Consider the following 11,779-nt stretch of genomic DNA (forward strand, 5'->3'; position numbering starts at 1 on the left):
CACTATGACGATGCTTGATCAACTCAAAGCTTTCACTACTGTTGTTGCGGACAGTGGCGATATCACCGCTATCCGTGATTACTTACCGGAAGATGCAACCACTAACCCATCACTGATTCTGAAAGCAGCAACGCAACCTGTTTATCGCCCACTCCTTCAACAGGCTATCTCCTGGGCCCGCATACAGGGAGGCAATGAAAAAACACAGCTAATTAACGCCAGTGACTGGCTGGCAGTTAATATAGGAGCAGCCCTTCTTCAGCAGGTTCCTGGTAAAGTTTCTACCGAAGTTGATGCCAGATTATCTTTTGACCGCGGTTTGTGTGTTGCGAAAGCACGCAAGTTGATTCGACTGTATGAAGAGCAAGGAATTAGTCGTTCCAGGATACTTATTAAGCTCGCAGCCACGTGGCAGGGAATTAAGGCCGCAGAAGAACTTGAGAAAGAAGGGATCCACTGCAATTTAACGCTATTGTTCTCTTTTGCACAGGCTCGCGCCTGTGCTGAAGCTCGAGTCTGGCTTATATCACCCTTCGTGGGCCGAATTTATGACTGGTATATGGAACGTGGATTGTTAACAACTGACGATCCCCAGATGGACCCTGGCGTACAGTCAGTTCAACGAATCTATGACTTTTATAAAATACATCGTTACCCCACTGTCATAATGGGAGCCAGCTTTCGTAAAGTCGAACAGGTACTCGCACTGGCAGGATGCGATCGTCTGACAATTTCCCCGCCACTCCTTGATTCACTGGCACATCAGGAGGGTGAACTTGTCAGAGCACTTACCCCACCAGTTGAAGCCCACACACCGCCCTCCCCGTTAAGTGAGTCTGAATTCTACTGGCAGCACAATCAGGACCCTATGGCAGTAGACAAGCTGGCAGAAGGTATTCGTATGTTTGCCTGCGATCAGGAAAAACTGGAAGCGATGCTGCAGGAAATATTACGTAATAAGGAGCTCTCCAATGCTCAGTCGTAAAACATTAAGCAATGCATTGCGCGCGCTAAGTATGGACGCAGTACAGAAAGCCAAGTCCGGTCACCCGGGCGCCCCGATGGGTATGGCTGACATAGCCGAAGTCCTGTGGCGTGATTTCCTGAACCACAACCCGTCTAACCCGTCCTGGGCTGACCGTGACCGCTTCGTGCTGTCTAACGGCCACGGCTCCATGCTGATCTACAGCCTGCTGCACCTCACCGGCTACGATCTGCCGATGTCTGAGCTGCAGAATTTCCGTCAGCTGCACTCCAGAACCCCGGGCCACCCGGAAGTGGGTTACACCGCGGGTGTTGAAACCACGACGGGTCCTCTGGGCCAGGGTATTGCGAACGCAGTCGGTATGGCTATCGCTGAAAAAACGCTGGCGGCGCAGTTTAACCGTCCTGGTCACGACATTGTTGACCACTTTACCTATGCATTCATGGGCGACGGCTGCATGATGGAAGGCATTTCTCACGAAGTGTGCTCACTGGCTGGTACCCTGAAACTGGGTAAACTGGTGGCGTTCTATGATGACAACGGCATCTCTATCGATGGCCACGTTGAAGGCTGGTTCACCGATGACACCGCTAAGCGTTTTGAAGCTTACGGCTGGCACGTGGTTCGCGGCGTTGATGGTCACGACGCTGATGCCATCAAACGCGCGGTAGAAGAAGCGCGCGCGGTCACCGACAAACCGTCCCTGCTGATGTGCAAAACCATCATCGGCTTCGGTTCGCCGAACAAAGCAGGCACCCATGATTCCCACGGCGCGCCGCTGGGCGACGCTGAAATCGCGCTGACCCGCGAAGTGCTGGGCTGGAAATACGCTCCGTTTGAAATCCCGTCTGACATCTATGCGCAGTGGGATGCGAAAGAAGCCGGCCAGGCGAAAGAAGCCGCGTGGAACGAGAAGTTTGCCGCCTACGCGAAAGCCTTCCCGCAGGAAGCGGCCGAATTCACCCGCCGTATGAAAGGCGAAATGCCGTCTGACTTCGACGCGAAAGCTAACGATTTCATCGCTAAGTTGCAGGCGAACCCGGCGAAGATCGCCAGCCGTAAAGCATCGCAGAATGCCATCGAAGCGTTTGGCCCGCTGCTGCCGGAATTCCTCGGCGGTTCTGCCGACCTGGCGCCGTCCAACCTGACTCTGTGGTCCGGTTCTAAGCCTATCAACAAAGACAACGCCGGTAACTACATCCATTACGGCGTACGTGAATTCGGTATGACCGCGATTGCCAACGGTATCGCGCTGCACGGCGGTTTCCTGCCGTACACCTCTACCTTCCTGATGTTCGTCGAGTATGCGCGTAACGCGGTACGTATGGCGGCGCTGATGAAACAGCGTCAGGTGATGGTCTACACCCACGACTCCATCGGTCTGGGTGAAGATGGCCCGACTCACCAGCCGGTAGAGCAGGTCGCTTCCCTGCGCGTCACGCCGAACATGTCCGCCTGGCGTCCGTGTGACCAGGTTGAATCCGCGATTGCGTGGAAATATGGCGTAGAGCGTCAGGACGGCCCGACCGCGCTGATCCTCTCCCGTCAGAACCTGACGCAGCAGGAGCGTACCGCAGAGCAGCTGGCAAACGTGGCCCGCGGTGGTTATGTGCTGAAAGATTGCGCCGGCCAGCCGGAACTGATCTTCATCTCCACCGGTTCAGAAGTGGAACTGGCGGTTGCCGCGTGGGACAAACTGACCGCCGAAGGCGTGAAGGCGCGCGTGGTCTCCATGCCGTCCACCGATGCATTCGACAAGCAGGATACGGCCTATCGTGAATCCGTACTGCCGAAAGCCGTTTATGCCCGCGTGGCGATAGAAGCCGGTATCACGGATTACTGGTTCAAATACGTTGGCCTCCACGGCGCTATCGTTGGGATGACCACTTTTGGTGAATCAGCACCAGCAGAGAAGTTGTTCGAGGAATATGGCTTCACTGTCGATAATGTCGTCGGAAAAGCCAGATCGTTACTCAGCTCAGGAACGACAATTTAAATAAGAAAATGAAAGATGTACTGCACTCTACAATCAAATCAACATGGAATGTCATTTGATAAATAACAATCGCGAGTTTTACCTCAGCCTGGTAAAGGAAGCCTGGTGAAACATCGCAATGAAAATATTGCAGGATACACCTATGAATATTATGAAAAATAAAAGCACAAAGGTTCTAGCGTTATTTTGTGCTCTTTCTTTTCTGATGTATGTTGACAGGGTAAACCTTTCTGCCTCAGCGGCATTAATTAAGGAGGAGATCGGTCTTGATAATACCGAACTGGGTATTATTTTCTCTGCTTTTGCCTATACTTACCTGGTATTCCAGATAATCGGCGGCTGGTTTTGCGACCGCTTCGGTGCCAAACGTACTATTATTATCTGTGGTAGCATTTGGGTCGTAGCCACTATCTGTACGGGATTCGTCGGCGGGTTCGTCTCACTTTTCTTAAGCCGGCTGCTGCTGGGTATTGGTGAAGGTGCAGCATTACCATCACAGGCACGCGCCATTACATTCTGGTTTAAAAAAGAAAAACGTGGCTTCGTTCAGGGGCTAACTCACTCTTTCTCACGTTTTGGCAATGCCGTTACTCCGTCATTAGTGGCCTTGCTGGTATTAGCCCACTCATGGCGCTTCTCATTTATCGCGCTGGGGGTACTGACTGCCATCTGGTTAATGATGTGGATCGCCTGGTTCCGCGACACACCGCACCAGTTTCCGCAGTTAAGTCAGGAAGAGCTGGCACAATATCCCCAACCCGACCCGCAAGTCAGGGATAAAATAAAAGAGCCGACTCCATGGGGTGCGTTATTAAAGCGTATGGGGCCGACCATGGGCGTCTATTTCTGCTACGGCTGGACCGGATGGTTATTTTTTACCTGGTTGCCAACCTTCTTCATGAATGGTCGCGGAATGGATATTAAATCCTCAGCACTATTTACTTCCGGCGTATTTCTTTCCGGTGTTGTGGGCAATACCGTCGGAGGCATCGTGAGCGATTATATTTATAAACGCAGCGGTAACGTCGTCGCAGCCCGTCGCAACGTCATTATTTTCAGTTTTCTCAGCGCTCTGTTACTACTGCTGCCGGTGATTTTGTCTACCTCAATGACAGTGATTACGCTATGCCTTGCCGTGGCATTCTTTTGCCTTGAATTGACCATAGGGCCTATCTGGGCGGTACCAATGGATATCACACCAAAACATGTAGGCATTGCCAGTGGCCTGATGAACGCAGGTTCAGCCGTCGCAGGCATCATTTCACCGATTTTGTTCGGGATCATCATCGACAAAACCGGCAACTGGAGCCTGCCTTTCTATGGGTCTGTGGTTCTGTTAATGGTAGGCATCATTCTGACGTTCTTTATGCGCCCGGATATTCCGTTACAGGAAAATAACCGAAAAACTAACACGCGTTCGCAAGATAAATCATCCATAACATCTGCACATTGAGGAAACATTATGTCTTTACCTGTCATAGCTATGGTGCTCGGCGACCCTGCCGGCGTAGGCCCTGAACTGGTAGCAAAAGTGCTGTCTGATAATGCCCTGCTTCATCAGGCACACTTTATCATCATCGCTGACCGTACTGAACTGAAAAAGGGAATGATGATCGCTGGTCAGGAGTTCCCGTATCGTGAAGTAACCCTGCCTGAGGCATCAGATCTTAACGCAGGAGAAGCCCTGTTAATTCATCATCGCTGCAGCCACCCGGCACCGTTTGAATACGGTAAAGCTACTGAGCAAAGCGGAATTTATATTCTGGAGACGCTGAAAAAAGCACTGGAATTGACTCAATCCGGTTTTGCGCAAGCCATCTGTTTTGCACCGTTAAACAAACAAGCCATGCATATGGGGGGACTGGAGTTCCGGGATGAGCTGCACTGGTTCGCCCATCAACTGAACTGGACGCCTTTCTGCTGCGAAGTCAACGTAGTTGACAACGTCTGGGCCGGGCGCGCAACTTCGCACATCCCCTTCAGGGATATTGTGGCCAACCTTTCTGTTGACGGCGTACTGGACACCATAATCCTTATGCACAATACCCTCCGTCAGGCAGGATTCACCACGCCGCGAATCGCCATTCAGGCGCTTAACCCACATGGAGGGGAAAATGGACTCTTTGGTGACGAAGAGCAGACCATCATACGTCCGGCAATGGAGAAAGCACGCCAGAAGGGCATCACTGTGTTTGGTCCCTATCCTGCCGACACCACATGGAAAGCCATGCAAACCGAAAAACTGGATGCGGTCGTTTCGATGTATCACGACCAGTTCGCCACAGCCCTGAAAATGCTCGGTTTTGAACGCGGCGTAACCGTACAGGGAGGTCTGCCTGTACCTGTTACAACTGCGAACCACGGGACAGCATACAATCTGTATGGGCAGAATGTAGCCACGCCATCGGCCTTCCGGCAAGCAGTACTATTGGCTATTCGCATGGCCTGCGGCAACCTGCAAACCGCAACGGTAACGGAAAAAACTCCAGATAACTCCTGATAATCTCCGGTATGCAGGCATCAACTATTCGTCTGCGAGCCGGGCTGGCTACGGGAACATGTTACCCTTACCCTATAACAAAGGTGATCTTATGCCTGAAACAGCCCAGTCAACCAAGGTAAGGTGGAAAATCTTTTCCATCATTTTCTTACTGGTCGTCGTCAATCTTATCGACCGCGTTTCGTTGTCTATCGGTATGCCGACCATCGCCCATGAGTTTGATCTGTCTCCCGCCATGCAGGGAATCATTCTCAGTAGTTTTTTCTGGGCCTACGCACTGCTGCAAATTCCCGGCGGCTGGATGATCGATCGTTTCGGTCCACGGCGCGTCATTACCGGTTCAACCTTTTTCTGGGGCGCATTTCAGACGCTGGCGGCACTGGCAACCGGCGGGTGGTCACTACTGATTACCCGCGTAGCGCTCGGCGCAGCGGAGGCTCCGTTGTTCCCGGCGGGAGCGAAGCTGAACGCTATCTGGCTTTCCACCCGTGAACGGGGCCGTGGTGCTGTCATTATGGATTGCGGTGGACCGCTTGGTGCAGCGCTGGGCGGTTTAATCATCGCCCATATGCTGGTACTACTCAATTCCTGGCGTCTGGTATTCGCCATCGCAGGACTCGCCACCATAGTGTTGAGCTGGGTGGCCTGGCGCTATATTCGCGACACCCCGCAGACACATCCGAAGGTCAACCAGGGTGAATTACAGCAAATTGAGCTAAAGGTCGACGCCATCGCCTCTGTTGCAGAACAACCCGGCGACCACGGTCGCTTTGGCCTCTCAGGACGCCCCCTGTGGTGTATCCTGACTGGTCGAGCTGCCTGGGCAATGATGTTTTTTGGCCTCTTAACCTGGGGACCTAATTACCTGGCCCAGGCACGAGGCTTTGATTTGATAGCTATCGGCAACGCCACCTTCTTCATCTTTATGGCTGGTGCCGCGGGTTCGCTATGTGGCGGTATTTTAATGGATGCGCTGGTAAAAGCAGGCTATCGGCAGTTTATCGTCCTTAAAACGTTGCTGCTCTGCTCCGGTACGATTGTTCTGGCGGCATTTCTTTCTCTGCCAGCGCTGGCGAATGCAGTACTCGCGGTTGCGATACTGAGTATCGCCGCCTTTTTCCTGATGTGGGGCAGCCTTTACTGGAGTCTGCCACCGCTGCTGGTCAGTAAAGATAAAGTCGGCATGATGGGCGGCGTGATGAATATGGCCGGCAGTATAGGCGGAATTAGCATTCCGATTATCGTTGGACTGATTCTGCAAGCTAACGGCGGTTATCAGGCCGTGTTGTGGTTCTTTGCTGCTTGCTCGGTGGTCTACATCACAGGCAGCCTCTTTACCACCCTCCCTTTGACCAAGGAGAAAGCATGTATACCGGCCCAATAATTGATGCTCACCAGCATTTCTGGGAGCCCGATATCAATCCGCATCCCTGGCTGGCAAAGGATGCTCAGATCCCATTTCGATATGGCGATTACAACGCAATTAAGCGTCGCTATTTACCGCCGGATTACCTTGCTGATGCAGCCAGGCACCGTATTGTCGCCAGCGTCTATATTGATGCCGAATGGGACCCGAGTGATCCCATCGGAGAAACTCAGTATATTCATCAGGTTGCGCAAAAATACGGGTTCCCTAATGCCGTTGTCGCTCAAGCCTGGCTACATCATGATAACGCAGAGGAGCTTCTCGCTGCGCAAGCGCAGTGGCCTCTTGTCCGGAGCGTTCGTCACAAACCCGGTGGTGCAATAACTCCTGATGAAGCAAAATCAGGAGTTCGCTCATTAATGAGCGATGAACGCTGGCGTCAAGGGTTTGATTTGCTGAAAAAACATAATTTGCATTTTGATCTACAAACCCCCTGGTGGCACCTTGATGAAGCAGCCATTTTGGCTCGGGACTTTCCTGAGACACAAATAATCCTTAATCATACGGGTTTACCAGCAGATCGCAGTGTTGAAGGATTAACTGCCTGGAGAAAGGCGATAGAAAAAGTCGCACAATATGAGAATGTAGCGGTGAAAATATCAGGGCTGGGACAAGAAAAAATACCATGGAATGTTGAGAACAATCGACAGATCGTTCTGGATACTATTGCCATTTTTGGTGCAGAAAGAGCAATGTTTGCCAGTAATTTTCCAGTAGACAGTCTTTGTGTAAAACTAGATGTTCTGTGGCAGGGTTTTAAAATAATGGTGAAAGATCTGACTGCCAGACATCAAAACGCACTCTTTTACGAAAACGCCCGGCGGATCTATAACATCAATGTGGAATATCCGTTCATTGCACCCGTTACGCTGAAGGAAAAATTATGAGGTTAAATGTAGGGGTTAATACGGCGATGTTTGATGGTCACGATACTGATATCGCTTTCGCAACGATTTTTAAAGCGGGTTTCCATTACGTGGAGCTGGCCTATAACCAGGGCTACGTAGGAGAGCTGAGCCCAGATTTGTTCAGCGCCCGACATGCGGATAAAATTCTTTCTCTTCTAGAGAAGCACCGTCTGGCAACACACACACTAGGTGCCACAATGGATCTGGCCGCGGATAATGCCATTAATGCCTTTAGCCAACGGATAAAGTTTGCATCAATGATCGGTGCCCGAAGACTCACAGTCTGTCTGGGACGTCGTGCAGATCAAAAATTAATTATAGAAAGGCTGAAAATGTTATCTGATATCGCAGCAGCGAATCAGTGCATAATCTGTATAGAAAATGGAGGAGATCATAATTATAATGTTTTTGAGACAGCCAAAGATGGTTATGCTTTATTAGACGCAGTTAACAGTCCGGCCCTTGCCTTTAATATTGACGCAGGGAATATGGTTTCGCTATGTCCTGAAATGGATGCAATAGCTGAAAGCATGGCGATGCTGCCTTCTGCAGCACATTGTCATATTAAAGATGTAAAGGTCATTAACGGAGAATATTACTTTCCAGCTATCGGTGAAGGCATTCTCAATTATCCACCTTTACTTAACGCATTAGCAGATAAAAAAATCCCCTGCAGCCTTGAAATTCCATTACGTATGCATCGAAACATGGACAGTTATCCAGTACGTGCGCAAACACCAGTACCAGTAAATCTCAGTCTTGAAATATTAAAGAAATCACGTCTTACACTGGAGTCGTGGCTAACCTCAGAATAACCCTTAAGACACTGAATTTAAAAATAACCACCACTTCATAAGGATAAATTGTAGTATTTTACTGAACTGTCCCATCAGAAGTGGTGTGTTATTGTTATCGTCAGGACGGCACAGCGTGAAGACCTGTACCTCACTAACCTGCAGAAGAATTTGTTCATGAATCAACAGCACTCAGCACAGGTAAGGGCTTTCCGTTAAACCGTCATCAGACACGCATCGTACTGTATCAGTTATAGCTAATTTTTTCTTATATCCCGCCTGCTATTCATCTGGTATTACTGGTGATCCTGTGTGTCGTTATTACATTACCCGACCACCGATAATCCCTTCTACAGGTTTCCTGTCTTGCTAATCACTGAGGCTGAAAATGTCCCCGGGAATATCGATAATTACAAGGTGAGCCCGCATAACATTCATGCCCAGGATACCATCAAAATCCAGTCCATTCGGCCTGTTCCCGCTGATGACAATGGCAGACTCATTACGACTAGTTCCTTGATTGTCTTTCAGACTAAATGTTGTCACCCTGCAATCCTGATCAGATGCTTCGGGCTCCACTGTTTTACATCCTGAAAAAAGCGTATCTGATGGCAGGCGGTCAGCAAACAACATTGAATGACTGGTAGCCGTATCAAGGAGTAATTTTAATTTTATCCCGCCTACTAAAGCAGTAATGAGCAATCCGGATTGTGTTTTCTCTACCGGATATGATGACCATCTGTATGATTTATCTTTATCAGATACAGACGGAATATAGGTCGGCCACAGTCTGTTTTTTCTGAAATCAACCATGAAACGACGGTCGTGGAAGAGACCAAGTCCCATAACCTCATTGACAGGTTTTTTGTTACCAATACTCAAACCCCAGGGCTTAAAGGGGACTATTTCAATATTATTAAAACGTATTCCTGAAATAATCAAATGATTCAGGTTCCATACAGGAACCCGGGTTTCATTACCGGAAATATCAATAAATCGACGGACTTCCAGCCTTGTGGCTCCCGGATCCGACACTGAAACCAGTTCGTTCAATCCACGTTCATAAAAATGCCCCCCTGTACTGCTGCCTGTATCAAGCATTAACGTATGCATTTTGCCGTCAATTATGACATCAGTTAATGGGAGTCCTCTTTCGTCATATCGCAATGGCCAGAAAAGGGGGGCTGTATCAGCCATAGCAAGGCCAGGCAACAGTAACAATACTGCCGTCAACATCTGTCGTATTATAATTTTTAATATATTCAGATGATAGTTTCTGATTATTGTCAGATATAATATATTAGTTTTCAGCACTAACGAACGAACTGCCATACACTGGCTGGAACTTTATCATACAGACGGTTCATCGTCAGCTCGGCCAAACGATGATCTGCTGCTGAGTTAAAATGTTCCAGTTCATCCGTTGACAGTTTATAACGATTAGACTCGGCTACTTTTTCCAGCGTTTCTTTATTGCTGCACTTTCTCAGTTGGTACAACCATTCATATTTACTTTTCATCATTATCCTTAACCAGAAGATACCTGTTCATAAAACAGCCACTTTACTTATACCCGTAGTTGCTGAGATTAACAACCGGGAAAGAATAATACAGATTATTATGCAGAATGATACTTCACTCGCTATCTGTCTGCGGGCTGATTTATCCATACGTTGCAGTGGGCCTCCCGGACGGATTTGTATGAGGCAAGTACAAACTGACCGTGGCACCCCAGAAAGCATCCGACTTCCGGTACGTTCTGCCAGCGACTGAGGAACAGAAAAAAAGCCGGCCCCGGAAGACTGCGGGTTAACCAGTGCTGTCCTTGGTAGTAACGGTACCACATACCGGGGGGAATGGTGGCGAATCTTTCGGTATAACATTCAATGACCGTCTGAAGCCCGGGCTGAAGGCTGATGTCCAGCTCCCCTATAGTGAGCAGGCTGCGTCGAAGATTATCGGACATCAACAGCTCTACAGTAATCAGCATGAAAACTTTTTACGGGAGTCACCAGCAGCGGGATACTTCCTGAACGTTACCTGTGACCGAATGCCCATCCTTTTTTGTGTGTCAGACGCAGCCTGACACACTTCGCCTAAATATTCTGCTTTTGGTTCAGGTTTTCTGGCTTTTTCCAGACACTGGCTACGACGGGTAGCCAGCCAGGCCCGCTCCTCACAGTCCAGACACCGGTCCAGCACCTCCAGCCAGCGTCTCGCCGCCCGGCGATAAAGCCCAGCAGCCTCCAGCGCCTCCGCCACAGCATCACTCATCACGCAGACATCAGGTTTCCCGGCCCACTTATCCGTCTGACTTTCTTTGGTTCTTTTTTGTCCCATAGCTACCCCCGTCCCCGGCTCATGGCATAAGGAACATTATTCTTACTCCTCTTTCACCCGGATGCGGACTGAAGAGTAAAAATAACGTGCATGAACCGGCGACATTCCCCATCCAGTGATCAGATGAGAGAAAAAGGTGACTGTCATCAGGCCAAAAACATCATCATGACAGTTTCGCTCAAACACCACGCCTTCTCCACTACCATACCATGCAATATAAAGAAGCAGCCCGCCCAGAGAGCTCTGTTCATCCGCAAAATATTCCTGGGCCAGCGCCGTCAGCTTTTCTTCACTGCTGACAACTACTCCCCACTCCCGCATGTCATCAGTAAATGACCGTAGTAAAGCCAGCGCTTTATTACCGGTCGCATCCGTCGTCCCATGCATCCTGATATCCCCGTTCAGAGATGTAGTATTCTTCAGTTTGAAGATAAACCATATCAACAGCAAGGTTAATGAATGTAATTACGGCAGATTGAGGTAAGCAAGTCCCTTTTGCCCTGTATGACAACATTTTTTGTAAAAAAAATTCAGCCTTATCACTCCCCTGAACCGGAATAAGACTTTTGTTTGATAATGGCTACTGACTTTAAAGACTTCAGACTCTCAACGGATCCCTCGTATTTTTATATTCTGCAGACGCTTCTGTACCACAAAGCTTTCTGGCCTCAGCCGGAGAAATAAACGCGGTCCGCTGCATATCCGGGCAGAAACGCGTGCCGTAGAGAAGTTCATACAGCCGATTTTTCATGCCCAGCTTCATCAGTAGTCTGTTTTTGTCCTGCCAGATTTGCTTCTCGTTTTTGCTCAGTATCTTTGTCAGCCCTGAC

General features: G+C 49.4%; 12 protein-coding genes and 1 pseudogene. 7 read left to right on the forward strand and 6 right to left on the reverse strand.

Going from position 1 to position 11,779, the window contains the following annotated elements:
- Window positions 1–4: 4 nt before the first annotated feature.
- From tal to HV477_RS23980, 7 genes are all read left to right on the forward strand, one after another.
- Entirely contained in the window at window positions 5–985 is a 981-nt protein-coding gene (tal, locus tag HV477_RS23950; protein WP_023221900.1) for a transaldolase, read from the forward strand.
- Complete coding sequence (gene tkt / locus HV477_RS23955) at window positions 972–2,981, forward strand: transketolase (protein ID WP_023221901.1); 2,010 nt, start codon at window positions 972–974, stop codon at window positions 2,979–2,981. The genes tal and tkt overlap by 14 nt, the downstream gene beginning before the upstream one ends.
- A gap of 142 nt (window positions 2,982–3,123) precedes the next feature.
- Window positions 3,124–4,434 carry an MFS transporter gene (locus HV477_RS23960; RefSeq protein ID WP_023221902.1) on the forward strand — a complete coding sequence of 437 codons (1,311 nt, stop codon included), beginning with the start codon at window positions 3,124–3,126 and terminating at the stop codon, window positions 4,432–4,434.
- Between the two features lie 9 nt (window positions 4,435–4,443).
- A complete protein-coding gene (locus HV477_RS23965; RefSeq protein WP_175065492.1) occupies window positions 4,444–5,481 on the forward strand; it encodes a 4-hydroxythreonine-4-phosphate dehydrogenase PdxA in 1,038 nt (345 codons plus the stop codon).
- Window positions 5,482–5,572: 91 nt separating this feature from the next.
- Window positions 5,573–6,865, forward strand: coding sequence for an MFS transporter (locus HV477_RS23970; RefSeq protein WP_024147632.1), 1,293 nt, complete (start codon window positions 5,573–5,575; stop codon window positions 6,863–6,865).
- Window positions 6,847–7,794 (forward strand): amidohydrolase, encoded by a 948-nt coding sequence (locus HV477_RS23975; protein ID WP_023221905.1) that lies wholly within the window; start codon window positions 6,847–6,849, stop codon window positions 7,792–7,794. The genes HV477_RS23970 and HV477_RS23975 overlap by 19 nt, the downstream gene beginning before the upstream one ends.
- The gene (locus HV477_RS23980; RefSeq protein WP_023221906.1) at window positions 7,791–8,630 is read left to right on the forward strand and encodes a sugar phosphate isomerase/epimerase; all 840 of its coding nucleotides are present in this window, start codon (window positions 7,791–7,793) and stop codon (window positions 8,628–8,630) included. Before HV477_RS23975 ends, HV477_RS23980 begins: the two co-directional genes overlap by 4 nt.
- Window positions 8,631–8,978: 348 nt before the next feature.
- Here the strand turns inward: HV477_RS23980 and HV477_RS23985 are convergent, their stop codons facing one another.
- The 6 genes and pseudogenes from HV477_RS23985 to HV477_RS28630 all read right to left on the reverse strand — a co-directional run.
- Complete coding sequence (locus tag HV477_RS23985) at window positions 8,979–9,806, reverse strand: hypothetical protein (protein ID WP_254621710.1); 828 nt, start codon at window positions 9,804–9,806, stop codon at window positions 8,979–8,981.
- Between the two features lie 116 nt (window positions 9,807–9,922).
- Window positions 9,923–10,129 (reverse strand): hemolysin expression modulator Hha, encoded by a 207-nt coding sequence (gene hha, locus HV477_RS23990; RefSeq protein ID WP_001750852.1) that lies wholly within the window; start codon window positions 10,127–10,129, stop codon window positions 9,923–9,925.
- Between the two features lie 122 nt (window positions 10,130–10,251).
- Window positions 10,252–10,599, reverse strand: a complete 348-nt coding sequence (locus HV477_RS23995; RefSeq protein ID WP_023221908.1) for a hypothetical protein — start codon at window positions 10,597–10,599, stop codon at window positions 10,252–10,254.
- Window positions 10,593–10,949, reverse strand: coding sequence for a PerC family transcriptional regulator (locus tag HV477_RS24000; protein WP_023221909.1), 357 nt, complete (start codon window positions 10,947–10,949; stop codon window positions 10,593–10,595). The genes HV477_RS23995 and HV477_RS24000 overlap by 7 nt, the downstream gene beginning before the upstream one ends.
- A gap of 42 nt (window positions 10,950–10,991) precedes the next feature.
- Window positions 10,992–11,336 carry a hypothetical protein gene (locus HV477_RS24005; protein ID WP_175065493.1) on the reverse strand — a complete coding sequence of 115 codons (345 nt, stop codon included), beginning with the start codon at window positions 11,334–11,336 and terminating at the stop codon, window positions 10,992–10,994.
- Between the two features lie 211 nt (window positions 11,337–11,547).
- Window positions 11,548–11,779: pseudogene (locus HV477_RS28630) on the reverse strand (transcriptional regulator); the annotation flags it as partial.

The sequence above is a fragment of the Salmonella sp. SG203 genome, assembly GCF_013350575.1.
Lineage (GTDB): Bacteria > Pseudomonadota > Gammaproteobacteria > Enterobacterales > Enterobacteriaceae > Salmonella > Salmonella enterica.

Coding starts and splice junctions, on each gene's coding strand:
- tal (WP_023221900.1), top strand. CDS start 5: ATGACGATGCTTGATCAACTCAAAGCTTTCACTACTGTTGTTGCGGAC.
- HV477_RS23970 (WP_024147632.1), top strand. CDS start 5,573: ATGCCTGAAACAGCCCAGTCAACCAAGGTAAGGTGGAAAATCTTTTCC.
- HV477_RS23960 (WP_023221902.1), top strand. CDS start 3,124: ATGAATATTATGAAAAATAAAAGCACAAAGGTTCTAGCGTTATTTTGT.
- HV477_RS23965 (WP_175065492.1), top strand. CDS start 4,444: ATGTCTTTACCTGTCATAGCTATGGTGCTCGGCGACCCTGCCGGCGTA.
- tkt (WP_023221901.1), top strand. CDS start 972: ATGCTCAGTCGTAAAACATTAAGCAATGCATTGCGCGCGCTAAGTATG.
- hha (WP_001750852.1), bottom strand. CDS start 10,129: ATGAAAAGTAAATATGAATGGTTGTACCAACTGAGAAAGTGCAGCAAT.
- HV477_RS23980 (WP_023221906.1), top strand. CDS start 7,791: ATGAGGTTAAATGTAGGGGTTAATACGGCGATGTTTGATGGTCACGAT.
- HV477_RS24005 (WP_175065493.1), bottom strand. CDS start 11,336: ATGCATGGGACGACGGATGCGACCGGTAATAAAGCGCTGGCTTTACTA.
- HV477_RS23985 (WP_254621710.1), bottom strand. CDS start 9,806: ATGGCTGATACAGCCCCCCTTTTCTGGCCATTGCGATATGACGAAAGA.
- HV477_RS23995 (WP_023221908.1), bottom strand. CDS start 10,599: ATGCTGATTACTGTAGAGCTGTTGATGTCCGATAATCTTCGACGCAGC.
- HV477_RS23975 (WP_023221905.1), top strand. CDS start 6,847: ATGTATACCGGCCCAATAATTGATGCTCACCAGCATTTCTGGGAGCCC.
- HV477_RS24000 (WP_023221909.1), bottom strand. CDS start 10,949: ATGGGACAAAAAAGAACCAAAGAAAGTCAGACGGATAAGTGGGCCGGG.